General features: G+C 64.1%; 21 protein-coding genes and 7 pseudogenes. 14 read left to right on the top strand and 14 right to left on the bottom strand.

Annotated features, from left to right (window positions below; genetic code table 11):
- Nucleotides 1-12: 12 nt before the first annotated feature.
- Nucleotides 13-1,623 (bottom strand): annotated as a pseudogene (locus ACF2JD_RS16915) (ATPase RavA domain-containing protein).
- Nucleotides 1,624-1,935: 312 nt separating this feature from the next.
- Between ACF2JD_RS16915 and ACF2JD_RS16910 the strand changes: the two are divergent.
- A pseudogene (locus tag ACF2JD_RS16910) lies at nucleotides 1,936-2,370 on the top strand (DNA polymerase III subunit psi).
- 110 nt (nucleotides 2,371-2,480) lie between these two features.
- A pseudogene (rimI, locus tag ACF2JD_RS16905) lies at nucleotides 2,481-2,929 on the top strand (ribosomal protein S18-alanine N-acetyltransferase).
- Nucleotides 2,930-2,966: 37 nt separating this feature from the next.
- Here the strand turns inward: rimI and ACF2JD_RS16900 are convergent.
- A pseudogene (locus ACF2JD_RS16900) lies at nucleotides 2,967-3,515 on the bottom strand (thioredoxin family protein).
- 182 nt (nucleotides 3,516-3,697) lie between these two features.
- Between ACF2JD_RS16900 and ACF2JD_RS16895 the strand changes: the two are divergent.
- Nucleotides 3,698-5,488: an AMP-binding protein gene (locus ACF2JD_RS16895; RefSeq protein ID WP_440987825.1), complete on the top strand. Its 1,791-nt coding sequence runs from the start codon at nucleotides 3,698-3,700 to the stop codon at nucleotides 5,486-5,488.
- A gap of 75 nt (nucleotides 5,489-5,563) precedes the next feature.
- Here the strand turns inward: ACF2JD_RS16895 and ACF2JD_RS16890 are convergent, their stop codons facing one another.
- The 4 genes from ACF2JD_RS16890 to ACF2JD_RS16875 all read right to left on the bottom strand — a co-directional run bounded on the left by ACF2JD_RS16890 (nucleotide 5,564) and on the right by ACF2JD_RS16875 (nucleotide 9,121).
- Complete coding sequence (locus ACF2JD_RS16890; protein WP_440987824.1) at nucleotides 5,564-6,778, bottom strand: aldose 1-epimerase family protein; 1,215 nt, start codon at nucleotides 6,776-6,778, stop codon at nucleotides 5,564-5,566.
- 248 nt (nucleotides 6,779-7,026) lie between these two features.
- Nucleotides 7,027-7,719 (bottom strand): amino acid racemase, encoded by a 693-nt coding sequence (locus ACF2JD_RS16885; RefSeq protein WP_440987823.1) that lies wholly within the window; start codon nucleotides 7,717-7,719, stop codon nucleotides 7,027-7,029.
- A 112-nt stretch (nucleotides 7,720-7,831) separates the two neighbouring features.
- On the bottom strand, nucleotides 7,832-8,422 hold the full coding sequence (locus ACF2JD_RS16880; protein WP_139743762.1) for a LysE family translocator: 591 nt from the start codon (nucleotides 8,420-8,422) through the stop codon (nucleotides 7,832-7,834).
- A gap of 102 nt (nucleotides 8,423-8,524) precedes the next feature.
- Complete coding sequence (locus ACF2JD_RS16875; protein WP_106884898.1) at nucleotides 8,525-9,121, bottom strand: LysE family translocator; 597 nt, start codon at nucleotides 9,119-9,121, stop codon at nucleotides 8,525-8,527.
- Nucleotides 9,122-9,237: 116 nt separating this feature from the next.
- On the opposite strand from ACF2JD_RS16875, the gene ACF2JD_RS16870 reads away from it, so the two are divergent.
- Together ACF2JD_RS16870 and ACF2JD_RS16865 are read left to right on the top strand one after the other, a co-directional pair.
- Nucleotides 9,238-10,611, top strand: a complete 1,374-nt coding sequence (locus ACF2JD_RS16870; RefSeq protein WP_106884899.1) for an aminotransferase-like domain-containing protein — start codon at nucleotides 9,238-9,240, stop codon at nucleotides 10,609-10,611.
- 33 nt (nucleotides 10,612-10,644) lie between these two features.
- A complete protein-coding gene (locus tag ACF2JD_RS16865) occupies nucleotides 10,645-11,109 on the top strand; it encodes a hypothetical protein (RefSeq protein WP_440987822.1) in 465 nt (154 codons plus the stop codon).
- A 98-nt stretch (nucleotides 11,110-11,207) separates the two neighbouring features.
- Here ACF2JD_RS16865 and ACF2JD_RS16860 read toward each other — a convergent pair whose 3' ends face one another.
- The 3 genes from ACF2JD_RS16860 to ACF2JD_RS16850 all read right to left on the bottom strand — a co-directional run bounded on the left by ACF2JD_RS16860 (nucleotide 11,208) and on the right by ACF2JD_RS16850 (nucleotide 15,307).
- Entirely contained in the window at nucleotides 11,208-12,521 is a 1,314-nt protein-coding gene (locus ACF2JD_RS16860; protein WP_106884901.1) for a sodium-dependent transporter, read from the bottom strand.
- A gap of 420 nt (nucleotides 12,522-12,941) precedes the next feature.
- On the bottom strand, nucleotides 12,942-14,255 hold the full coding sequence (locus ACF2JD_RS16855) for a sodium-dependent transporter (protein WP_303810168.1): 1,314 nt from the start codon (nucleotides 14,253-14,255) through the stop codon (nucleotides 12,942-12,944).
- A gap of 212 nt (nucleotides 14,256-14,467) precedes the next feature.
- Complete coding sequence (locus ACF2JD_RS16850) at nucleotides 14,468-15,307, bottom strand: isopenicillin N synthase family dioxygenase (protein ID WP_005324617.1); 840 nt, start codon at nucleotides 15,305-15,307, stop codon at nucleotides 14,468-14,470.
- Between the two features lie 198 nt (nucleotides 15,308-15,505).
- Here ACF2JD_RS16850 and ACF2JD_RS16845 point away from each other — a divergent pair, with 198 nt between their 5' ends.
- Nucleotides 15,506-16,069: a DUF2799 domain-containing protein gene (locus ACF2JD_RS16845; RefSeq protein WP_440987821.1), complete on the top strand. Its 564-nt coding sequence runs from the start codon at nucleotides 15,506-15,508 to the stop codon at nucleotides 16,067-16,069.
- Nucleotides 16,070-16,106: 37 nt separating this feature from the next.
- Here the strand turns inward: ACF2JD_RS16845 and ACF2JD_RS16840 are convergent, their stop codons facing one another.
- Nucleotides 16,107-16,928 (bottom strand): Cof-type HAD-IIB family hydrolase, encoded by an 822-nt coding sequence (locus tag ACF2JD_RS16840; protein WP_106884904.1) that lies wholly within the window; start codon nucleotides 16,926-16,928, stop codon nucleotides 16,107-16,109.
- A 166-nt stretch (nucleotides 16,929-17,094) separates the two neighbouring features.
- Nucleotides 17,095-18,333 (bottom strand): MFS transporter, encoded by a 1,239-nt coding sequence (locus ACF2JD_RS16835; RefSeq protein ID WP_213345234.1) that lies wholly within the window; start codon nucleotides 18,331-18,333, stop codon nucleotides 17,095-17,097.
- A 167-nt stretch (nucleotides 18,334-18,500) separates the two neighbouring features.
- On the opposite strand from ACF2JD_RS16835, the gene ACF2JD_RS16830 reads away from it, so the two are divergent.
- Both ACF2JD_RS16830 and ACF2JD_RS16825 read left to right on the top strand, forming a co-directional pair.
- Complete coding sequence (locus ACF2JD_RS16830) at nucleotides 18,501-19,124, top strand: helix-turn-helix transcriptional regulator (protein ID WP_440987820.1); 624 nt, start codon at nucleotides 18,501-18,503, stop codon at nucleotides 19,122-19,124.
- 310 nt (nucleotides 19,125-19,434) lie between these two features.
- A complete protein-coding gene (locus tag ACF2JD_RS16825) occupies nucleotides 19,435-19,911 on the top strand; it encodes an Lrp/AsnC family transcriptional regulator (RefSeq protein WP_025325819.1) in 477 nt (158 codons plus the stop codon).
- Between the two features lie 74 nt (nucleotides 19,912-19,985).
- Here ACF2JD_RS16825 and ACF2JD_RS16820 read toward each other — a convergent pair whose 3' ends face one another.
- The 3 genes and pseudogenes from ACF2JD_RS16820 to ACF2JD_RS16810 all read right to left on the bottom strand — a co-directional run.
- Nucleotides 19,986-20,303, bottom strand: a complete 318-nt coding sequence (locus ACF2JD_RS16820; protein ID WP_005324594.1) for a single stranded DNA-binding domain-containing protein — start codon at nucleotides 20,301-20,303, stop codon at nucleotides 19,986-19,988.
- Nucleotides 20,304-20,447: 144 nt separating this feature from the next.
- A pseudogene (locus ACF2JD_RS16815) lies at nucleotides 20,448-20,674 on the bottom strand (hypothetical protein).
- A 12-nt stretch (nucleotides 20,675-20,686) separates the two neighbouring features.
- Nucleotides 20,687-21,109: pseudogene (locus tag ACF2JD_RS16810) on the bottom strand (MarR family winged helix-turn-helix transcriptional regulator); the annotation flags it as partial.
- A 142-nt stretch (nucleotides 21,110-21,251) separates the two neighbouring features.
- On the opposite strand from ACF2JD_RS16810, the gene ACF2JD_RS16805 reads away from it, so the two are divergent.
- The 6 genes and pseudogenes from ACF2JD_RS16805 to ACF2JD_RS16780 all read left to right on the top strand — a co-directional run.
- On the top strand, nucleotides 21,252-21,572 hold the full coding sequence (locus ACF2JD_RS16805; protein WP_440987819.1) for an Ohr family peroxiredoxin: 321 nt from the start codon (nucleotides 21,252-21,254) through the stop codon (nucleotides 21,570-21,572).
- Entirely contained in the window at nucleotides 21,514-21,699 is a 186-nt protein-coding gene (locus ACF2JD_RS16800) for a hypothetical protein (protein WP_440987849.1), read from the top strand. The genes ACF2JD_RS16805 and ACF2JD_RS16800 overlap by 59 nt, the downstream gene beginning before the upstream one ends.
- A gap of 81 nt (nucleotides 21,700-21,780) precedes the next feature.
- Nucleotides 21,781-21,945, top strand: a complete 165-nt coding sequence (locus ACF2JD_RS16795) for a hypothetical protein (RefSeq protein ID WP_440987818.1) — start codon at nucleotides 21,781-21,783, stop codon at nucleotides 21,943-21,945.
- On the top strand, nucleotides 21,930-22,361 hold the full coding sequence (locus ACF2JD_RS16790; protein WP_440987817.1) for a hypothetical protein: 432 nt from the start codon (nucleotides 21,930-21,932) through the stop codon (nucleotides 22,359-22,361). The genes ACF2JD_RS16795 and ACF2JD_RS16790 overlap by 16 nt, the downstream gene beginning before the upstream one ends.
- The gene (locus tag ACF2JD_RS16785; RefSeq protein ID WP_440987816.1) at nucleotides 22,324-22,773 is read left to right on the top strand and encodes a zinc-binding dehydrogenase; all 450 of its coding nucleotides are present in this window, start codon (nucleotides 22,324-22,326) and stop codon (nucleotides 22,771-22,773) included. The genes ACF2JD_RS16790 and ACF2JD_RS16785 overlap by 38 nt, the downstream gene beginning before the upstream one ends.
- Nucleotides 22,774-22,913: 140 nt before the next feature.
- A pseudogene (locus ACF2JD_RS16780) lies at nucleotides 22,914-23,334 on the top strand (nucleotide triphosphate diphosphatase NUDT15); the annotation flags it as partial.
- Between the last annotated feature and the right edge of the window lie 96 nt (nucleotides 23,335-23,430).

Here is a 23,430-nt window from a genome sequence, read left to right as displayed (position 1 = left end):
GAGCGTGCCTCCTTACTCGTCCAGCCTTGGCAACCGCTCGCGCCATCGTGGGTCAGCTCGCTGCGCAGCAGTTCGAGATCCCGGTTCAGCACGAAGAAGCTGTCCTCCACCTGCTGCAGCCAGCGGCGACCGATAAAGAGGTGCTGCTGATGACGCTCGAACAGGCTGCGCTGCTGCTTGAGCTCCTGCATCACCCGGCCGACCTGCCAGCAGCTCATCAGCGGCCTGCCCAGGGCTCCAGCACCACCTCGGGGATGGCGTTGCGCTCCATCAGCACCAGGGGATCTGCTGGCGCTGGATATCCAGCACCTGCAGCCGCAGCTCATCGTCCAGCACCAGCTCGTAGTGCCCCTCCTTGGGGTTGCCGAACTGCCATAGCCCACCAGCGCCTCGCCGGTGGGGTGCCAGTGGGAGAGCAGGGTGCGATCGAACACCAGCGTGCTGGTGAGCCGCTCGGGATCGCTGCCATCCAGCGGCGCCGGGGTGAGCAGATGGAAGTGCACCTGTTTGCCAAAGGGCGGGCATTGGCCAGCGGGATTCGGATGCCCCGGGCCCGGCGGCCAAACCACTGCTTGCGTTGGCGGGCCTTTGTGCAGAGCCGTTGGGCCACGCTCTGTTTCAGCTGCTTGAAGCGCTCACGCAGGGCCAGCAGCTCGCGGGTCAGCACCAGCTGCTGGTAGCCGTAGAGGCGGGAGAACTCGCCGATCATCTCCAGCAAGGCGGTGCGGGAGGCCTCGTCGTGCCAGAGGCAATCCTTGAACAGCAGCAGATCCAGCGGGGCCACTTCGTCGCGTCCGTTGAAGAAGGCGCTCGCCTTGATGAGCCTGACCGCCTTCTTCCAGCGCCGATCCGACACATAGCAGCCGTGACCCAGCTGGCTGTCGAGCTGCTGGCGCAGCTGGTAGATGAGCTCGAAGCAGGCGTCGGGCAGGCGCACCTGCTCGATCTCCTCCTGCCAGGCGTCGTACTCCTCCCCCCGGATCTGCACCGAGGGGGGCAGGTTCTGGTGGGATTGACCATCGCTCGCCAGCATGGCCTGGAAGTTGGATTTCTCCTGCACCCTGTCCATCCAGATCCGCACCAGCATGCGATCGTAGAGCGCCTCCAGCCCGCTGTCCGGGGCGGGCAATTCGTTGGAGGCGGTCACCAGCAACCGCATGGGAATGGGGTGCTGGCTGTCGCCGTTGCGGAACTGCCGCTCGTTGATGGCGGTGAGCAGGGTGTTGAGGATGGCCGGGCCCGCCTTCCAGATCTCGTCGAGGAAGACCACCTCGGCCTCCGGCAGGTAGCCATGAGTCAGCCTCAGGTACTTGCCATCCTCCTTGAGCGCCTGGATGGAGAGGGGGCCGAACACCTCCTCCGGCGTGCTGAAGCGGGTCATCAGGTATTCGAAGTGGCGGGCATCGTGAAAGGCGAGCTTGAGGCGCCGCGCGATCAGGCTCTTGGCGATGCCGGGTGGGCCCAGCAGGAAGACGCTCTCGCCACTCAAGGCCGCCAGCAGGCCGAGCCGCAGGGCGTCCTGGCGCTCGGCAGCCCCTCGCCAAGGGCCGCCAGCAGTCGGGGCAGTCGCTCTTGGATGGGAATAAGACGTGCAGGGTTCTGGGCTTGAGCTAAAGACGGCATAAAGAGTGTTCCGAAGCTGGGATGATGATAGACCCAAGGCGCGATATCCATTTGTTCGCCCTTGGGTTTTGTCTTGTTATGATGTTTATTCTGGTATCTCTTGCCGCACAATACCCGACTCAGGCGAAAAAACGCAAGGTCGGCGTGATACCGTATCGGCAGCGTGCAGCGCCCATGCATAGCCAGTGCCGTACTGAGTGCCATACCCGCCTGCGCCAGATGATGCATTGCAAAGAGTGCAGCAAAAGCGGTTCGAGTGTACCCTGCGCAACACGATTTTTCCCAATGCAGATCAAGAGTGAGCCGCCCCAGATGCAAGATCCCGTTCGTCAGAGGATGTTGGCCCGCATGGGCATTCAAAGCTGGCAGTGCGTCGTCCAGGAATTGCTGGGCGCAGACCCAGCCCCCGAGTTTGCGCAACATGCCCGCTCAGCCCGGCCAGATGACTCACCGCCACCAGCGCCCCGCTGCCCAGCGGCAAACTCTGGCTGCTGGCGCCAAGTCTGCCAGCCCACCCTGCTGGCGGATATCTGCCAACTGCTCGGCATAACCCCTGATGAGGTCACCCTGCTCAGCGAGCTGCCACCCGCCGAGGCGCACACCGAGGGACTATCCCCCCTGCTCTGGCTGACGGAGGCCAACCCCGCGCGGCCTGATGCACTGATCTGCCCGCTCACCCCCAGCGCCGCGCAAAAGCGCGCCCTGTGGCAACAGCTGCGCCAGCACCTTGCGGTCAGCGCGGCGTGATCCTCCATCATGCCTGCAACGCCCTCGCGGAAGCCGCTCTATTTACCTGATGTTACACAAGCGTATCTGCCAACCTCGACATCCCACCCAGCCACCCATCCGGAGTCAACATGCCTGAGTTTCGCCCCCTGCTCGAGAGCGATTTCGACCTTGTCTACCCCATCGAACAAGCCGCTCACAAAGAGCCCTGGAGTCAGGCTAACTTTCTCTCCTGCTTCGGTCCTCGCTATCTCAACGGCTTGATGCTGGTCGATGGTCGCCCGGCGGGCTTCTACATCTCGGATTCGGTGGCCGGTGACAGCTCGCTGATGAACATCTGCGTGCATCCGACGTTTCAGGGCAAGGGGTTGGGCCGGGCATGCTGAAGGAATACCTGGCTCGCAGCAAACAAGCCGGGGCCGAGGCCTGGTTTCTCGAGGTACGGGCCGGTAATCAGACCGCCATCAACCTCTACGAGAGCGCCGGCTTTGCCGAGTATTGCCGCCGCGCCGACTACTACGGCACCGGCAATGACCGGGAAGATGCGGTGCTGATGTCACGACTGTTCGATTTCGGCTGATCCAGCCTGCTCGTCGCGCCCAAGCCTTTTGTCCCCCTCAATCGAGGGGGGCGTTATCCATCGCGGGATCCTGCAAGGCCAGGGTGGTATGCACCACCGCCTCGAATCCGGCGGCGGAGAGCGGCATATAGAAGCCCCGCTGCCAGGTTTTCCCCGGCATCCAGATCTGCTGTATATCCACCACTATCTTGATGGGCCTGAGGGGCTGCCCCGGCTGCTGGATATAGATGCCGGGCGGTGTGGCCACCTTGCGGAAAGCGGCGCAGGATCTGCTCGCTGCCATCCCCCTCCCCGGGTTGAGCCGCACCTTCACCAGCCGGGCCAGGGCGGACTGCCATCTCCTTGCTCTGCCAGAATTTCTTCTCCAGGGCCTTGCAGCGGCGGCACTTGGGGCTCTCCAGTACATAGAGCAGCGGATAGCCCAACGCCAGCGCCTGTTGCTGCGCCTGCTCATAGCCCTCGGCCCCGCTCAGCCAGGGATTGGCGGGCCCCTGTGATGACGTTCCGGCAAAGAACCAAAACGCAGCCCACCCCCACCACCATGAGCCCGACCGCAACCAACATGCCCTTTCACCCACAGATTCATATCGTTAACCCTCATCTCGCCTCCTAGCAGTATCGGCCAGTCTGCGCAAAGGGAGAGCTATTTGCGACTTTGTGATCCAAGACAAATGGCGAACACTTGTAAGCTGTAATGTTAGAGTTTAAACTCCAGCCCCGATTTTAGTGCCCCTGCGGGCGCACAACTGTTACTTGAGGATGATTTAGATGTCGCAGCTTCATCTGGTTAGAGTGATGCGTGAGCGTATTGCCCGCCTTGGCAACAAGGCCGCCCTGCGCGTCCAGCAGGATGGCCAATGGCGCGCCATCGGCTGGCGTACCCTGGGCCAGGCCATGGACTACTGTGCCCAGGCGCTGATCCGCGCCGGCCACCAGCCCACCGAGATGGTCGGCATCTATGCCCGCAACATGCCGGAATGGACCCAGGCCGATCTCGGCATCCTGGCCGCTCGCGGCGTCAGCGTGCCCATCTACCCCACCAGCACCCTGGATCAGCTGCGCTACATAGTGAAGGACGCCGGCATCAAGCTGCTGTTCGTGGGGGAGCAGCCCCAGTTCGATCAGGCGCTCCTGCTGCTCGAGAGCGGCGAGATCAACCAGATAGTCACCCTGGACGGCACGGTCGATCTGCGCGGCTGCGAGCAGGCGAGCCACTTCCAGACCTTCCTCTCCTCCGGCAACCATCAGCCGAGCGAGCTGGCACTGCGGGTGCGTGAGCAGCACTACCGCATGGATGATCTGCTGACCCTGATCTACACCTCGGGCACCACGGGTGAACCCAAGGGGGTCATGCTCGATTTTGCCAACATCGCCGCCTGCTTCGAGATGCACGACCGCCGCCTGGATCTTGGCGAGCAGGACGTGTCCCTCTGCATGCTGCCGCTCAGCCACGTGTTCGAGCGCGCCTGGAGCTACTACGTGCTCTATTGCGGCGCCGAGAACGTCTATATCCGCGATCCGCAGAAGGTGATGGAAGTGATTGGCGAGGTGCAGCCGACCGTGATGTGCGCCGTACCACGTCTCTACGAGAAGGCTTACGCCATGATCCAGGCCAAAGTTGCCCAGGCACCGCGCCTGCGCCGTGCCCTGTTCGGCTGGGCCACCGGGGTCGGCAAGCGGATGGTCGCCACCCGCCAGGCTGGCAAGTCCGCCTCCCCCCTGCTCTACCTGCAGCTGGCCCTGGCCGAGCGGCTGGTGTTTCGCAAGCTGCGTGCGCGCTTCGGCGGCCGAACCCGCTTCCTGCCGGTGGCAGGTGCTCGCCTCGCGGACGACGTCAACCTCTTCTTCCAGGCCATGGGGCTCAACCTCAAGTACGGCTACGGCATGACAGAGACCACGGCCACCGTCTGCTGCTACGAGGAGAGCCAGTTCAAGCTGGGTTCCATCGGCACCGTCATGGACGGCATAGAGGTCAAACTCGGCGAGAACAACGAGCTACTGGTGCGCTCACCGACCGTGATGCGCGGTTACTACAACAAGCCGGACGCCACCGCCGAGGTGATGACGGCCGATGGCTTCCTGCGTACCGGCGATGCCGGCGAGCTCGACGACCAAGGCAACATCTACTTCACCGAGCGCCTCAAGGAGCTGATGAAGACCTCCAACGGAAAGTACGTGGCGCCGCAGCTGGTGGAGGGGACCCTGGGCAAGGATCGCTTCATCGAGCAGATCGCCATAGTCGCCGACGCCCGCCACTTCGTCTCGGCACTGATAGTCCCCTGCTTCGAGTCCCTGGAGGAGTACGCTCGCTCCATCAACCTGCAGTACCAGTGCAAGACGGAGCTGCTGCGCCACTCCAAGGTGGTGGAGTTCTTCGAGGCTCGGATCGCGGATCTGCAACAGGAGCTGGCCAAGTTCGAGCAGGTGAAGAAGTTCACCCTGCTGCCGAGCGCCTTCTCCATGGAGCTCGGGGAGATCACCCCCACCATGAAGCTGCGCCGCAAGATCATCGAATCCAAGTACCAGAGCGAGATCGAGGCCATGTATAGCCATGTCTGAGCCCAGCCACGGCTGATCCCTCATATGGCATGAAAAAGCCGCTCATGGAGCGGCTTTTTGCTGTCTGCCTGCCACTCAGGGCAGCTTGACCAGGGGCTGCTCCCGCAGCTCTGTGGGGCGGCCGGCCTGGATCTTCTCCACCTGGGCCAGGGCCTGCTTCACCTCTTCCCCATTGCGCAGCAGGCGATAGGTCAGATCGAAGGTCTTGGTCTCGCCGGGCTGGATCCTGGGCACCAGCCCCAGCGGACGCTGGTACTTGGTGCTGTAGGCATAGCTGGTGCCGGGCTCTATGCCGGTCACATAACCCTGAGCCCGGGTGTCTGTGTTCTTCCACAGGGTCAGCACAGGCAGCTGGTGCGTGTTGTAACCCACAGCCACCCCGACGCTGCCCGCTTTGTTGTTGAGCACCGCCAGGGTATTGCCCTCGGCATCGCTGTAGGGCACCAGGTTGAACACCATCTCGTCGAAGCCCTTGGTCGGCCCCAGGTAGGTTTGCCAGCCCTTGAGCCCCGCCTTGGCGTAGTCGTTGAACGGGGAGATCTGCTTCACCGGGGTGCTGACCCGCGCCCCCTCCTCCAGGATGGGCGCCCCGAAGTTGCCGTGATAGATGATCTGGTACTCGTTCTCGTAGTCCGCGTGGTTGGTCAGCTTGTCCTGCAGGGCAAACTCCGCCTGACCGGGCACTACGCTCAGCTGGGTCCAGGTGACCAGCTCGCTCATCTTGAAGGTGCGCTCATCCACCCGTCCCCGCACATGAATGGCGTAGGGAGGCGCCTCATCCACGGTCACACTGACCACGGAGGCGGGAGTGTTCTGCACCCGGCCGTGCAGGCTCTTGAGACGGCCGTCGTCATCCACCCCGGGGTGGCCGGTCCACTCATAGCCGCAACGTACCAGCATCTCGTTGAAGCCATCGAGCCAGCCGAGACCGGCGCGGCTCTCCAGATCGATGAAGGCCGGGTTGACCACCTCCTTGACCGGAGAATCCCAGCCGAGGCGCACATCGGCCCCCTTGACCTCCTTGATCCCCATACCACGGGTCGGCACCAGGGTGATCTTCATCACCCCGTTGTCGACGATGAGCAGATCCACCCCCTCCTGACGCCCGCCGTGCAGGCGCTTCTTCTCGATGGAGAAGGGTACCGGGCTCTTGATCCCCAGCTTGTCGCTGGTGATCTTCCAGTCCCCCACATCCAGCCCCTGCTGGGAATCGGTCAGCAGGAATTCGGCGGCCTGAGCAGAGCTCGCCCCCAGGGCGAGCAGCACGGCAATGGAGAGTCTCTTCAACATGGCTTTATCCTCGTGTCTCTTGTTCTTGTGAGTGGTTTTCGTGAAAGCTGAATCGTTTCAGTGATCGAAAACTAGGCCCCTGACGCACCAGACTCAAGGGACAAAAGGGGGAAATGTGAGCCGTTTGACAATAAAAGCGTCAATCGGCTTGCTGAAGTGAAGGCTGACTCACAGTCAGGGTCGGGGGGATGACGGGCAGGAAGGAAGAGGGAGGCGCCGGAGCACCTCCACGGGATTCTCTCTCTGCCCTACTCCAGCGCCCACGCCACGGCGGCGTCGGCGTGAATGGCGGTGGTGTCATAGAGCGGCACTGCGGCCTGGCACTCCCCCACCAGCAGGGCGATCTCGGTGCAGCCGAGGATCACGGCCTGAGCCCCGGCCCGTGCCAGTTCGGCGATGATGGCCAGGTATTCGGCCCGGGACGACTCGCGAATGTCGCCGAGGCAGAGCTCGTCATAGATGATGCTGTGCACCCGCTCCCGCGCGGCGTCGCCGGGCACCAGCACCTCCAGCCCGAACAGCTCTTGCAGCCGCCCCTTGTAGAAATCCTGCTCCATGGTGAAGCGGGTACCGAGCAAGCCCACCCGGGTCACCCCGTCGGCCTGCAGACGGCGGGCGGTGGCGTCGGCGATGTGCAGCAGCGGGATCTCGATGGCGGCGGCGATCTCGGGGGCCACCTTGTGCATGGTGTTGGTGCCTATCAGCAGGAAATCGGCGCCACCGGCCTGGAGTGCGCGGGCCTCGGCCGCCAGCAGACGGGCGGTGGCGGGCCAGTCACCGGCATGTTGCAGCCGCTCTATCTCGGCAAAATCGACGCTATTGAGCAACACCCGCGCCGAATGCAGGCCGCCGAGCCGCGCACGCACACCCCGGTTGAGCGCCTGGTAGTAGCTGACGGTGGACTCCCAGCTCATGCCACCCAGCAGACCGATACATTTCATGAAACCTCCTTGCCACCATGCTGGCACTGGACGGCGCGAGCGTCATGCCGCGCCGCCGGGGAAACAAAAAAGGCCCCGAAGGGCCAACAAGACAGAAGGTAAGGCCAAGGGCCTAAATCCAGATCATCAGCACGCAGGCCGCCGTGGCGATCCCCATGCCGAGGTTAAAGCGACGCCAGCCTCTGGCGGTGCGGATGAGGCGGCGCACCTGGGCACCAAACAGCACCCAGAAGGCCCCGGTATAGAGGCCGGTTACGAAGAAGATACCGAGCACCCAGCCGGCGGATGGCCAGTAAGCCTCCCCCGCCAGGGTGAAACCGCTGATGGCGGAGAGCGCCATCATCCAGGCCTTGGGGTTGAGCAACTGCAACATGGCCCCCTGATGGGCCGGGATGAGCGGCCTACTGCCATCCGCCGGGCCGCTGGCGGTGGCCACCTTCCAGGCCAGCCAGAGCAGGTAGGCCGAGCCCACCAGCTTGAGGCCATCGTGCAGCAGCGGCACCTTCTCGAACACCACCCCCAGCCCCAGGGCCGTGGCCAGGATCATCAGGTTGATGCCTCCTACCACACCCACCAGCAGGGGGATGGAGCGGCGAAATCCCTGAGCGGCCCCGGCGCTGGTGAGCAGCATGTTGTTGGGGCCAGGGGTGCCACAGGTGATCAGGGCAAAGCCCGCCAGGGGAAACAACCAGTTCAGATCCATCTCAACCTCATTCAGATACGGCAAGCCTCCTAATATGCAGAGCCTCTGCCCTGACGACAAGGTCAGCAATGCATTTTCTTTGCATGAATAATCAGGCGGTCATTAATACCAGAGCATCACCACGCACAGGGCGGTGAGCGCGCCCAGGCTGCCATTGAGACGGCGCCAGCCTCTGTCCGAGTTGATCCAGCGGCTGAGCTGATGACCGAACAACACCCAGGCAAAGCAGACCGGCAGCCCCGCCATGGGGAAGACGGACATGATGCCCCACATACTCGCCCAGTAGTCGCTCCCCGGCAGGCTGAACAGACTGATGGCGGAGATCCCCATCATCCAGGCCTTGGGGTTGAGGAACTGAAAGCCCAGGCCTTCCAGCAGGGTCAGCGGGCGGGCGCGCCTCGCCGGATCGCCGGGGGCACCGGCCACGGCGATGCGCCAGGCCAGCCACAGCAGATAGAGGCTGCCCAGCACCTGCAGGCTCAGCTTGAGCAGGGGCCAGCGCTCGAACAGCGGATAGAAGCCGAGCGCCAGCACCAGTTGCAGCACCGGCTGGCCCACCACCACACCTATCAGGTGCGGCAGGGTGCGGCGCACCCCGAAGTTGGCGCCGGATGCCGTCAGCATCAGATTGTTGGGCCCCGGGGTGCCGCAGGTGAGCAGGGCGAAGCCAAACAGGGTGGCATACCATTCGATGGTCATGAGGTGACTCCTTTCTTGCCACATTGTATCGGTACAATGTGAGCTATCGGGTTGTTAACAGGCTGAATATCACGCTATATTGGGGACAATATTGGATCAATGGATTTATTGTCACCATGACAATCTGGACACCCGACCTCACCCCCTTCGAGGGCCCCCTCTACCTGAAACTGGTCAAGGCCATAGAGCAGGCCATTGCCGATGGCGCCCTGCCTCCCCAGACCCGGCTGCCCACCCACAGGGCGCTGGCGGACCGGCTGGGAGTGACTGTGGGTACCATCACCCGCGCCTACACCGAAGCCGAGCGGCGGGGTCTGCTGGCGGCCAGGGTGGGTCATGGCACCTGGGTCAGGGCCGCGGCGGATCCCGCCAACGAATGGGTGATCCGCAACGAGGACAACCAGCGCATCGAGCTGTGGCAGAACTTGCCGGTGCAGCTGGACAGGGCCGCCATCATCAAACCCATGCTGACCGAGCTGGCGGACGGGGATCTCAACGGCCTGCTCGGCTATGACAAGGAGGCCGGGCGTGCCCCGCAGCGCCAGCTATTCGTCGACTGGCTCGCCGAGCAGGGCATCCGGGGGAGCGAGGAGAGGCTGCTGTTCAGCCATGGCGCCCAGCACGGCATCATGCTGGCCCTGCTGGCCACCGGCTGCGTGGGGGAGACTCTCTTCTGCGAGGGGCTCAGCTACCCCGGCATGCTGGGCAATGCGCGCCAGCTGAAGAATCAGGTGATGGGGCTGGCGATGGACGAGGAGGGGCTGATCCCCGCCGCCCTGGAGGCCGCCTGCCGCCAGCGGCGAGCCAAGCTGCTCTACCTGACCCCCACCCTGCAGAACCCCACCACGGCCACCATGAGCCTGGCGCGGCGAGAGGAGATAGTCGCCATCGCACGCCGCCATGATCTGCTGATCGTCGAGGATGACGTCAACGGCCTGCTGCCCGAGGTCTCGCTCCCGCCCCTGGTCAACCTGGCGCCGGAGCGGGTCATCTACCTCGGCAGCCTGGCCAAGATCGCCTGCGGCGGCCTGCGGGTCGGCTTCGTGCTGGCTCCCCCCGCCCTTCGCAACGGCTTCGCCCAGGCGATGCGGCTGTCGAGCTGGATGGTGAGCCCCCTGCTCATCGAGCTGGCCTGCAAGCTGGTGAGCCAGCACCAGATCATGCCGCTCATCGAGCAGCAGAGACGGGTCCTGGCGCGTCGGGGAGAGCTGCTGCGCCACCTGCTGCCGGGGGCCCGCTGGCAGCCGGGCTCCATGCACGCCTGGCTGCCGCTGCCCGAGCCCTGGCGCAGTCAGGAGTTCGCCGAGGCGGCCAACGCCCTTGACGTCGGGGTCGCGAGCGGAGAACACTTTGCCGCCGGCCAGTTTGCCGCCCCGCAAGGGGTGCGCCTGAGCCTGAGCCAGCCCGCCACCGACGCCCGGGTCGCCGAGGGGCTGGAGCGCCTCGCCGGGCTGCTGCGCGCGGCGCCGCCCACCAATCCCCTGCTATAGTCAGTGGCCCTGATTGATCCCGAAGGAGTGACCATGCTGCCCGTCCGCCCCGCCCTGCTGCTCATCACCCTGTTGCTGGGAGGCTGCGCCTCCCCCGCACATCAGCAGCTGGGCCAGGCCCTGAGTGGACTGGAAGGGGAGTTGCAGCGGCTGGAGGAAGAGCTGGCCGCCATGAACGGGCTCCACTACCAGAAGGCCATAGACGCCCCCCTGGCCCTGCGCCGCCACCTGAGCGCCCCCTCCCCCACGGCGGAGGGCCTGGTGCCCGCCCAGAGCCAGCTGCAGGACGGCCCCCTGCTGCGCTACGACTACCGCCTGCCTGCGTCCATGACCCGGCTGCCCACGGACAACCCCTGCCTGCGCTACGAGTTCGAGCTGCGCCACCTGGGTCTCCTCGGCCAGCTCGAGCTCGCCTGGCAGGGAAAAACGGGGGCCGGGGAGCTGCTGATCCAGCAGCGCGACTGCCCCTTCTCCGCCAAAGGGCCCGGCCTGCAGTGATCCCGCCCCAGATGTGATCAGGGGTTGGCCTGTGGCCAACCCCTGTGTTCATCTACGACTCGATCCGCGCGACTCCGGCATCCGCCACGGGGCGACGGCTAGATCAGACCCCGCACCAGGATACCGGCGATCAAGAGCGGCGCCACCAGCCGCCAGCACCAGAGCAGGCACAGACGCAGGGCCGGGGAGAGCCCCTCGGGCAGTATGCTCTCCCCCAGTCGCCAGCCCAGCAGCAGGGTCAGCACCAGGCCGAACAGCGGCATCATCAGGTTGGAGGTGAGGTAGTCCAGCAAGTCGAAAATCGTCTTGCCAAACAGGGTGTAGTCGGCCCAGGGACCGAACGACAGGCTGACCGGAATGCCGGAGGCCATGATCAGCAGGGTCAGCACCCGGCAGGCGCCACGGCGCGACCAGCCCCACTCCTCGCAGGTGAAGCGCACCAGGTGCTCCAGCATGGAGATGGAAGAGGAGAGCGCCGCCACCAGCAGCAGCAGGAAGAAGACCACCCCCAGCCCCTGACCGAACGGCAGGTGGCTGAACACGGCGGGCATGGTCATGAAGGTGAGCCCTGGCCCGGCAGTGGGGTCTATGCCAGTGGAGGCCAGCGCCGGGAATATCATCAGCCCCGCCAGCACAGAGATGAGGCTCGCCAGGGTCACGACCCAGACGCCGGAGCGCAGCACACCCTCGCTATTGGGCAGATAGGCGCCGTAGGTGGTGTGTACCCCAAGGCCGATGGAGAGGGAGAAGAAGGCCAGCCCCAGGGCATCCAGCACGCTCTGGCCGGTCAGCATGGAGAAGTCAGGCAGCAGCAGCTGACGCACCCCGGCCATGGCCCCCGGCATGGAGAGACCCACCCCCACCAGCAGCAGCATCATGACGAAGAGCGCCGGCATCATCCAGCGCAGCGCCCGCTCCACCCCCTTCTGGATGCCCCCCTGCACGAACCACCAGGTGAGCCCGGCGAACACCAGATGGGTCAGCACAGGCCACCAGGGATGGCTGACATAGCCGTTGAACAGGGCGGTCAGCGCCGAACCCTCGCCGAGGTTGAGCTTGCCCATCACCGCCAGCGCCGCATAGCCCACGGTCCAGCCCCCCACCACGCTGTAGAAGCTGTAGATGAAGAAGCCGCAGAGGATCCCCATGTAACCCATCCAGCGCCAGTTCGGCCCCACCAGCCGGTGGAAAGCACCGAGCACCCCGCGCTGGCTGCGGCTGCCGAGCAAGGTCTCCCCCACCAGCACAGCCACCCCCAGGGTGAAGCTGAACAGCAGGAACACCAGCAGGAAGGCGCCGCCGCCATTGGTGGCGGTCACATAGGGAAACTTCCAGATGGCGCCGAGGCCGATGGCCGTGCCGGCCGCCGCCAGCACATGACCGAGACGGGAAGACCACTGAACCTGGCTCATACAACCTCCGGGGAAGACAACATCGAATCGATACTCCATGGATAAGTGCAACCTGGGTCGCAACAAAAAGGCCGCCCGGGGGCGACCTTTGCAATGAACATTCAGACTGAGTGCGCGTGCAGGGTCACCTCTCTTGCGAGCTGAAAAATCGGCCGAACCGGGCGATGAGGGATGACATGCTATGGGTAACCTGGGCGCAAAAAAGGAGCCACAGCCTAAACCACGGCAAGAGAAGTTGACAGCCAATAGTCCATTTTCGCCCGCAATACAGAATATTTACCAACCCACATGTCGATTGGCGAATCAATATTTTGACAAGCCTCTATTTCATGGATTTTTCGAGGCAGTCAATCCTGCCAGCGAGGATGCTCTGTGTGCCCGGGTAACGGGCGGGCCCGAGGCCCGCCCGCGCGGTAGGGGTTACAGCAGACCCCGCACCAGGATGCCGCCGATGAGCAGGGGCGCCAGCCAGCGCCAGCAGCCCATCAGCAGGGCGCGCCAGTGCGGCGCCAGCCCCTGGGGCAAGGCCCGCAGGCCCAACTGCCAGCCCAACAGCAGGGTGAGCGCCAGCCCGAACAGCGGCATCATCAGGTTGGAAGTGATGAAGTCCAGCAGCTCGAAGATATTCTTGCCAAACAAGGTGATACTCGCCCAGGGGCCGAACGACAGGCTGACCGGGATGCCCCCCGCCATCACCAGGGCTGTGATCAGACTGCAGGCAGCACGGCGCGACCAGCCCAGGCTCTCGGCGAGGAAGCACTGCAGGTGCTCAAGCAGGGAGATGGAAGACGAGAGCGCCGCCACCACCAGCAGGGCGAAGAAGACCACCGCCAGCCCCTGGCCGAAGGGCAGTTGCTGGAACACCGCCGGCATTGTCATGAAGGTGAGGCCGGGGCCTGAGGCGGGATCTATGCCGGTCGCCGCCAGCACGGGGAAGATCATCAAGCCCGCCAGCACGGCGATCAGGCTCGCCAGCAGCACCACCCAGAGACTGGAGCGGCCCACCCCTTCGCTGGAGGGCAGGTAGGCGCCATAGGTGGTGTGGATGCCAAGCCCGATGGAGAGGGAGAAGAAGGCCAACCCCATGGCGTCAAGCACACCTGACATGCCGAGCTTGCTGAAGTCCGGCATCAGGAAGTGGCGTACCCCGGCCATGGCATTGGGCAGGGTGAGACCGAAGGCCACCAGCAGCAGGATCATGATGAAGAGGGCCGGCATCATCCAGCGCAGGGTGCGCTCCACCCCCTTCTGCACCCCGCCCTGCACGAACCACCAGGTGAGGGCGGCAAACAGCAGGTGGGTCAGCACGGGCCAGAGCGGATCCCCCACATAGTCGTTGAAGCGAGCGGTCAGTGCAGCGCCATCCCCCTGTTGCAGGCTACCCGCCAGCGCCATGCCGGTGTAGCCCAGGGTCCAGCCCCCCACCACGCTGTAGAAGCTGAAGATGAGCAGGCTGCACAAGAGCCCCATGGCGCCGACCCAGCGCCAGCGCTTGCCCATCAACTCATCGAAGGCCCCCACCACCCCGCGCCGGGTCAGGCTGCCGAGCAGAGTCTCCCCCATCAGCACCGCCACCCCCAGGGTGAAGCTGAACAGCAGGAACACCAGCAAAAAGGCGCCGCCACCGTTGGCGGCAGTCACATAGGGGAACTTCCAGATGGCGCCGAGACCGACCGCCGAACCTGCGGCGGCCAGGATATAACCGAGCCGGGATGACCATTGGGACTGCTTCATGGGAACTCCAATCGAGGGGCCCGCCAGCGGGGCCCGGAATGGCGCTCAGAGTACGCCCGGGGGCGCGCAATCACTCGGCGAATATCCGCCTTAAAACTGCCTTATTGGCATAAGTTGCCAATAAAATTCGGATAACCAACCAATCGTGCCACAAAATAAAAACCGGAGCGTTTTTGCTCCGGTTCTTGCTGTCATGAGTGTGCGTTTTGGGGCTAGATGACCCCCAGCTCCCGCAGCCGCTCCATCAGGTAGCTGTGGGCTGTGTGTCGTTCGGACAGCACCACGTCCGGGCGCGGGTGCAGGAAGAGCGGCAAGGAGATGCGGGATTTGCTGACGCTGCCGCCGGTCGGGTTGATGACGCGGTGGGTGGTGGAGGGGTAATAGCCGTGGGAGGCCTCCTGCAGCATGTCACCTATGTTGATGATGAGAGTGCCAAAGTCGCAGGGCACGTCCATCCACTCCCCGTCAGAGCCCTTCACCTGCAGGCCCGGCTCGCTCGCGGCGGGCAAAATGGTCAGCAGGTTGATGTCTTCATGGGCCGCGGCGCGGATGGCCCCCGGCGCCTCGGTGCCGTCGAACGGCGGATAGTGCAGCACCCGCAGCAGGGTCTTCTGGCTCTCTTCAATCATGGAGGAGAGCGGGCAGCTGTAGTGGGCGGCGATGTCCGCCGGGGTGTATTGCTCCACCCAGGAGAGCAGCTCGGCGGCCAGATCGTTGGCGAGGCGGTAGTACTCCATCGCCTGCGCCCTCAGCTCTTCCGGCATCTGGCCCCAGGGGTAGAGGTGGAAGTACTCCTTGATGTCCTTCTGGGTGTTGCCCTTGGCCACCTCGGACACCGAGGGCGGGAAATAGCCGTCCTGGGTCTCGCGGTTGAACAGGAAATCCTGCTTCTGCTCGCTCATGAAGAAGCGATACCAGTTGTCATAAATGGACTGCACCAGCTCCTTCGGGATGGGGTGGTGGGTCAGCACCCCGAAGCCGGTGGTGCGCAGGGATTCGGTGAAGCGCTCGGCCGCGTCGGGGGAGCGATAATCGACGGTCAGGACTTTCATTGTTTTTGTTACGTGCCAGTTAAAAGTAGGCGCAGTTTACCCTGCCTCCCCCGGCAAGAAAAGGTCGCCGGAAGCCCGTTCACAACGGCTTGAAAATAGTGATAAAAACATCATGATGCGGCGCCCTCGCCCGGTGCTTGTCCCGGGCGGGCTTCCTCTTCTAGAATGCCCCACCATCCTTGCTGTCGGAGCCCCTTCATGTCCCCCAAGATCCTGCTGTTGACCCTCCCCCTGATGCTCGCCGGGTGCAGCTCCCTGTCGGAGGAGGAGTGCCGCGCCATGAGCTGGTACAACCAGGGCTATCAGGACGGGGAGCAGGGCAAGACCCGGACGGCCACCCGTGACTACAAGCAGACCTGCGGGGAGTACGGCCTCAGGGTGGACGAAGACGAGTGGCAGCGCGGCTACGCCAAGGGGCTCGAGCTCTATTGCATACCCGAGCTCGCCTACAGCAAGGGGCGGGAGGGGAACGAATACCTGGGGGTCTGCCCCAACGACACCAGCTTCCTCACCCAGTTCGAGCGCGGCCGCAAGGAGTTCCTGCTGGAGCAGCGCCTCGGCGAGCTGCAACAGGAGCTGGAGCGCACCGAGCGGACCATCTATCAGCTGGATCAGCAGATCCGGGGCGAGAGCGACAGCAAGCAGCGAGACTACTACCGGGCCCAGCGCGAGCGCGCCATCCGCCACTACGAGGGGGTACGCCGTGACTACAACCGGATCCGCTTCCCGGATCGGGTGATCCAGTTCTCCTTCGGGAGCTGACAAACAAGGGGCCGCGCTGGCCCCTTTCTGTTGCCCCTCAGGCGGGCAGGACCCAGCGCTGCAGCGCCAGCGCTATACCGTCTTCGTTGTGATCGGCGGTGACCCTGTCCGCATGGGCCTGGATCTGGGGCGCCGCATTGCCCATGGCCACCGCCAGCCCCACCTGCTCGAACATGCTGATGTCGTTGTTGTTGTCCCCAAAGGCCACCACTTTCTCCATCGCTATCCCCTCGCTCGCCGCCCACTGGGCCAGCCGGTTGCCCTTGCTGCACCCGGGCTGCACCAGCTCCACCGCATAGGGCGCAGCCCAGTCCTGGGTGAAGGGCAGTTTCTGCACCACCTCCCCCACGAAGCGGTGCAGCAGGCCGGGATCCTGATTGAACAGCTCCAGTTTCCAGATGGGCTTTTGCAGCCAGCTGTCGATATCCTCGGCGGGCAGCAGGGAGACCTTGAGGTGATCCGGCTGGTTCGCCGACCAGCGCCGCATCCGGCCCACATGCTCCTCGCAGCCGAGATAGCCTATGCCTCCGTCCAGGTGGAACAGGGCACCCATCTGCTGCGCCTGCACCTCGGCCAGCAGGGCGGTGAGCGGCGCCACCGCCAGGGGATCCCCGGCCAGGATCCTGCCTTGCGCCGGATCATAGAGGTAGGCGCCGTTGCTGCAGATGAGGGGGGTGTCGAGGGCCAGCTCATGATGGAAGGGACGGGCCGTCATGAAGTGGCGGCCCGTCACCAGCAGCACCTTGATGCCGTGGGCGCGGGCCTGGGCCAGGGCGGCCCGGGTCGCGGACGAGATCTTGTGATCCCGGGTCAGCAGGGTACCGTCCATATCCAGTGCAATGGCCTGAAACTCGCTCATATCACCTCCAAAGACTGTGTATCGCGGGGCGCATGATGAAGGCCTGTGCTGGCCAGGTTCGCCGGGCGACGGGGTAAAAGGGGACAAAGAGCCATACCGTCCCAAACTCGGCGCCGGGATGCAAGCCCCGCCTGCCACCCCGGCGCCGATCTGTGATCCAGCCGCCTCAGCCCGGCTCGGCGCAGGCGGCCACAGCACTTCGTCTGTCCGCCCGTCTGCGCAACCCGTAGAAACCGAGGGCGCAGATCACGCCGCAAAGCGCCGCCAGATAGAAGGGCCACTCGGTGCCCGCCAGCAACGCCAGGCTGCCCAGCACCACAGCTAGGATCTCGCTGCCCACCGCCAGGCCGCGGTAGATCCCCATCGCCTGCCCCTGCTGGCTGGCATGGCTGCGGTTGGAGATGGCCACCGAGGTGGCAAGCTCCCCCAGGCTCATGCCGATGCCGGCCGGGATAAAGGTGAGCGCCAGCCCCCACCACTGGGTCGGCAGAATGAACATCAGCATGCCCGCCGCCATCACCAGATGCCCGACTATGCCAAGGGAGCTGCCGCGCCAGTGGCGGGCAAGCTGCTCCCCCAGCCAGGAACCCAGCATCATGGGCACGCTCACCAGCACGGCGGCCTGCGCCAGCTGCACCGGATCCCAGGCCAGCCGCTCCACCAACCAGACATTGAAGTAGGTGAAGTAGAGCTGCACGGCCCCGTAGCTGAGCAGGGTCAGCACAAAGTAGGGCAGCAGGCGAGGTTGCAGCAGCAGTTGGCGGGTCGAGAGAGAGGCCAGCTCCTGCTCGGCGGGCACCGGCGGCCGGTTGGGCAGCAGCCAGAGCACCAGCAGCAGGTTGCCCACCGTCATGGCCACCGCCAGCCAGGCCGCCAGGCTGTAATCCCCGGACACCACGGCCGCATAGCCCCCTATCATGGGGCCCAGCACCCAGCCCAGGTTCATGCCGATGTTGATGCGGGCGAAGTTGCGCGCCTTGGTCCTGGTGGTGCTCATGTCCGCCGCCATCGCCTGCACTATGGCGATGTCGCCGTTGAAGAAGCCCTCCACCACCCGGCTCAGCAGCAAGAGCGGCAGGGAGCGCCAGGCGATCCCCAAGGCCATCAGCACATAACCCGCCAACACCCCGACCAGGCAGAGAGTCAGCACCGGCTTGCGGCCATGGCGATCCGACAGCTTGCCCAGCCAGGGGGCCCCCAGCAGTTGAAACAGCGGATAGAGCCCCATGATGACCCCGAGCCACAGCTTGCGACTCCAGTCAGACGCTTGTGGCGTCAGCATGCCCTGGGCCGGATCCAGCATCAGCGGCGCCAGCACCGGCGAGGGCAGACTGAAGCCCGCCACCGCCAGGGTCACCGTCATCACCAATACCCAGAGGGTCGCCTGTCCCTTGATCCCTTCCATCTTCGCCTCATTAAATAAAGTTATTTGTTTATTTATACTGCGAAGGGAACGGCATTAAGTAAAGTGAATTATTGATTTAAATGAGACCGCTGCCCATAATGACCCTATCAACGCCAGTGTCACCCTGGCTTTCCCGCAGCGAACGCCTGTCGATAACGAGATCCCCCATGAATGCCAGCACCGACAAGATCCTCTACCTGCTGAAGACTCACGGCCCCCAAAGCGCCGCCGCGCTGGGGGAGCAGTTGCAGATGACCTCCATGGGCGCCCGCCAGCATCTGACGGCGCTGGAGGCAGACGGCTGGGTCGGCTTTAGCGACGAGGCGCGGGGCCGTGGTCGCCCGATACGGCTCTGGCACCTGACAGATCAGGCCTGGCAGCGCTTCCCCGACACTCACAGCGAGCTGACACTGCAGCTTATCGACGATGTGCAGCAGCTGTTTGGCGAGAGCGGCCTGGATCAACTGATAGCGCGGCGGGAGCAGCAGATGCTGAGCCGTTATCAGGCCAGACTGACCCAGCCGGCGCTGGCGGATCGGCTGGCCGCGCTCAAGGAGCTGCGCAGCCGGGAAGGCTATATGGCGGACATGAGCCAGGAGGAGGATGGCAGCTGGCTACTATGGGAGAGTCACTGCCCCATCTGCGCCGCGGCGCGGGCCTGCCGGGGCTTTTGCAGGAGCGAGCTGGCGCTGTTTCGCCAGTTGCTGGCTCCGGCAGAGGTGGAGCGGGAGCAGTACCTGCTGGACGGGGACAGGCGCTGCCTCTATCGCATCCGGCCGCCGCAGGCCTGAGGATGCCGGCGCGCAAAAACAACAAAGCAGGCGCCGGGATGCCTGCTTTGTTGCCTTCGGGGAGGGGATGATCTCGTTCCAGTCCGTCGTTTCCCGATAAGGTCGGACGGCTGATGGGGTTGTTGACCCGGTAAGGTCCTTCACCACAGAGGCCTGGTTGGGCATCTGTCTTGCCACCGGAAGATGAAACCATGGTACTCCTGCCGGTGCGGTGAGTGGTTGTGAAGTAGTAGGTATTTTCAGTTGTTTTTGCAATAGTTCACCCTTAATCTAGGAAAAGTGAATCAGTAATTGCAACGAGGAACGGAGAATGCTGAAACTTGATCGCATAGACAGGCATATTCTGGAGTTGATGCAGGAGAATGGCCGCATCAGCAACCTGGAGCTGGCCGAACTGGTCGGGCTCTCCCCCTCTCCCTGCTCGCGCCGGGTCAAGGCGCTGGAGGATGCCGGTCTCATCGATACCCACGTCACCCTGCTCAACGCCCGCCAGCTGGGGCTCACCCTCACCGCCTACATTCACATCTCCATGGACAGGCACACCCCGGAGCGGTTCGAAAACTTCGATCGGGCCATTCAGGATCTGCCAGAGGTGCTGGAATGTGACCTCATCACCGGCAACGACGCCGACTACCAGCTCAAGGTGGTGGTGCGGGACATGGAGCACTACCAGCACTTCCTGCTGGACAAGCTGACCCACATCTCCGGCGTGACCGGGGTGCGCTCCAGCTTCGTGCTGCGCCGCATCAAGCACAAGACAGCCCTGCCCCTCAACCACCTGGGCTGAGGGCCAGAGGCGCAAAAAGCAAGAGGAGGCCCAGGCCTCCTCTTTGTCGTCTCTGATGTCAGGGAGTGACAGGGTCAGACGCCGACCTGGCTGACGTCCTGCACCTGCAACAGCCAACCGGCCTGCTCCTGCTGGGGTTCACCGCTCAGTCGCAACCGCTCGCCCTCTGACACCCACTGCCCCTCGGGCAGGGAGACCAGCAGACTCTCGCTGCCGTTGTCGAACACCCAGCGATCTTCGCCAAGCGACTCAATCAGATAACCTTCCATCTCCACTCTGGACTCGGCTTGCCAGGACGGCGCAACGGAATCACGGCTCTCGATGAAATCCCCCTGAACACCAAAACTGGCCAGCCCCCACAGAATGGAGAGCCCGACGATGGATGACTGCATCTCTCTCTCCTCTCATGAAACTGTGGGGCCAGTATGGAAAGGGAAGCATGAGTGCACCATGAACAAGGCCGCAAAGTGCAGGCGAGATCGCGAAAAAAACCGGCCAAGGGGCCGGTTGTGTCATTTTATGGCGTCTGGATCACACTATTTGGCGGCTTCCTCTGCCATTCGAACCGCCCTTGGCTTATTCATCCACATGGCCAGGCCGCGGTGATCCGCGCAGATCCCCTCGTCAGTGACGGCCCGAACCCGGACCCCGTCCTTGCAGAGGGCCTGCCAGGCATCCGCATCGTCGATCTGTATCTCGGAGCGGGGAGAACCGGTGGCGCAGGCGTCAGCAACAGGGCAAACAGGGCGTAACATGGGGTGATCCTCAGGCTGGATCGGGCCGCGCTCGCAGCTGGGCCTCCGCAGAGCTGCTTGAGCACGGCCAGCTCGGCATCGGCCAGATCCACCTGATTGCGCAAGTTGTCCGCCAGACAACACTCCCTGACCCCCTGCTGCAATTGGCGTCCCGCCTCGGTCAGGCGGATGCATTTTTGCCGCTCGTCTTCGCTGGAGACGGTGCGGGTCAGCCAGCCCTTGCTCTCCAGCCGCTTGACGATGGGGGTCAGGGTGCCCGCATCCAGGCCGGTCTCCTGGCCAATCTCCTTGAGACTGACCTCGTCCCGCGCCCAGAGCGACAGCATCACCAGGTACTGGGTGTAGGTCAGATCCAGCTTGTCCAAGAGCGGCCTATAGGCACGCATCACCGCATTGGAGGCGCTGTAGAGGGCAAAACAGACCTGCTTTTTCAATTCACTCATGGGGCACCTCGCTGACGACTGGGGCCAGTATACCCCAGGACAACTGAGGTCTGAATAATTTGCACACAAAACAGTTGTAACCCCGTCTTTTCGGGATTAACCTGATTTTAGTTTGCACACAAACAAAATAAGAGACCCCGACATGAAGACGCTCTATCGCACTCAAGCCATCGCCCAGGCCGGCCGCAACGGTGAGGTTCACACCCTGGACAACAGCCTGCAGCTGGCACTGGCCCTGCCGACCGCCCTCGGCGGCAACGGCAAGGGCAACAACCCGGAGCAGCTGCTGGCCGCCGGTTATGCCGCCTGCTTCTCCAATGCGCTGATCCACGTGGCCCACAAGCTAAGCGCCCCTCTCTCCAGTGCTCCCGTCACCGCCGAGGTCGAGTTGCTGGCGCTGGACGATGGCCGCTTCAACTTCGCCATCACGCTGGACGTCGCGCTCGCCACAGACCCAACCTGAACAGGCGGCGCAGGCCGAGCAGATAGTGCGGCTGGCCCACCAGACCTGCCCCTTCTCCAACGCCATGCGGGGCGATGTGGTCACCCGGTTGCTGCTCAACGGCGCCCCGCTGGATGAGACCGTATGACCCGTTCAGCCTCAACCCCTTGGAAATAGCCATGCTGGCGACTCGCAGGTTGCCAACCCCCCTCACACTGGAGAAAAAACCATGAATCAGTCCAGCCATCAGATCCAGCTGCTGCGTCGCCCGGTCGGCCTGCCCAGCCTGGCCGATTTCACCCTGACCGAGGTGGCTCTGCCCGAGCTGCAAGAAGGAGAGGTGCGGTCGCCAACCAGTGGCTGTCGGTGGATCCCTACATGCGCGGTCGCATGAGCGAAGCCAGGAGCTATGTGCCGCCCTTCCCCCTCAACGGCCCCCTCGATGGCGGCGCCATCGGCGTGGTGAAGCCTCCCGTCACCCGGACTTTGCCAGTGGGCGACCGGGTGAGCAGCATTCTGGGCTGGCGCGATCGCTTCGTCGCCAACGGCGCCCAGCTGACCCGCCTGCCCGACACCCGCCTGCCACCCCAGCTCTTTCTCGGCGCCCTCGGCATGCCGGGCATGACCGCCTGGACCGGGCTCAACCGCATCGCCAAACTGCAGGCCGGTGAAACCGTGCTGGTGTCGGCCGCCTCCGGCGCAGGCTCCATGGTGGTGCAGTGCCAAACGGGCCGGGGCCCGCGTCATCGGCTCCACCGGGTCGGCCGACAAGGTGGCCTACCCTCGAGAGCCTGGGGACCGACGAGGTGATCGACTACCGGACAACCCGGATCTTGCCGAGCTGGCCCGGCTGGCCCCCGAGGGGATCCATGTCTACTTCGAGAACGTGGGGGGCGCCATGCTGGACGCCGCCCTCAACCACATGGTGGTGCACGGCCGCATCGTGATGTGCGGCCTCATCGAGCAGTACAACGGCCAGAGCGAGGCGAGCGGCCCGCGCAACCTCTCCCAGGTGATCCGCAAGCGCCTCACCATGCAGGGGCTGATCGTATTTGATCACTGGCAGCACTACGGCGAGTTTCTGGCCGAGGTGACCCCGGCCTTCGACGCCGGCACCCTGCAGGCCGAAGAGACCGTCTATCAGGGGGCTCGCCAGCATGCCGCAGGCCTTCATCGGGCTGTTCGACGCAATACCGGCAAGATGCTGGTCAAGCTGGACTGATGTCATCGGACTGAGCGTTGCATGACGGGCCCCATCCGACCTAAGGTGGGCCCGTTTTTTATGGTCAGTCTCGTTGCCCTGTGTCGGTCGTGCCCCTAAGGTAGGCCGTTTTCATTGCGCCATCGAGGAAGGAGCCCTTCATGTCCACTCCCTATCCTCGCGTCGGGGTCGGTGTCATCCTCGTCAACCATCAGGGCCAGGTGCTGCTTGGCAAGCGCAAGGGGAGCCACGCCCCCTACTGGTCCATCGCCGGCGGCCACCTGGAGCTTGGCGAGAGCTTCGAGTCGGCGGCCATCCGGGAGGTGGCAGAGGAGACAGGTTTTCTCATCACCAACCCCAGCGTCATCGCCGTCACCAACAACCTGGAGACCTGGCGCGAGAGCGGGCTGCACTACATCTCTGTCACCCTGCTGGCCGAGGTGGAGGGCGAGCCGCAACTGCTGGAGCCGGACAAGTGCGAGGGCTGGGTCTGGTGCGATCCGGATCAATCTGCCAGAGCCCCACTTCCCCAGCCCCATTTCGACTGCCAGCCGCCAGTCCATCGCCTGCTGGCCTGCTGGCGGGACGCTACCTGCTATCTGCCGGGTGATGTGCCAATGCCAGTGGCTCGGCCGTGCTAATCAGCCTGATTGTCATAAAACGATCATCGCTGTCATA

It is taken from the genome of Aeromonas ichthyocola (genome assembly GCF_046087985.1).
In the GTDB taxonomy this organism is placed as follows: Bacteria; Pseudomonadota; Gammaproteobacteria; order Enterobacterales; family Aeromonadaceae; genus Aeromonas; species Aeromonas rivipollensis.
This window is presented reverse-complemented; position numbering and strand designations above follow the sequence as displayed.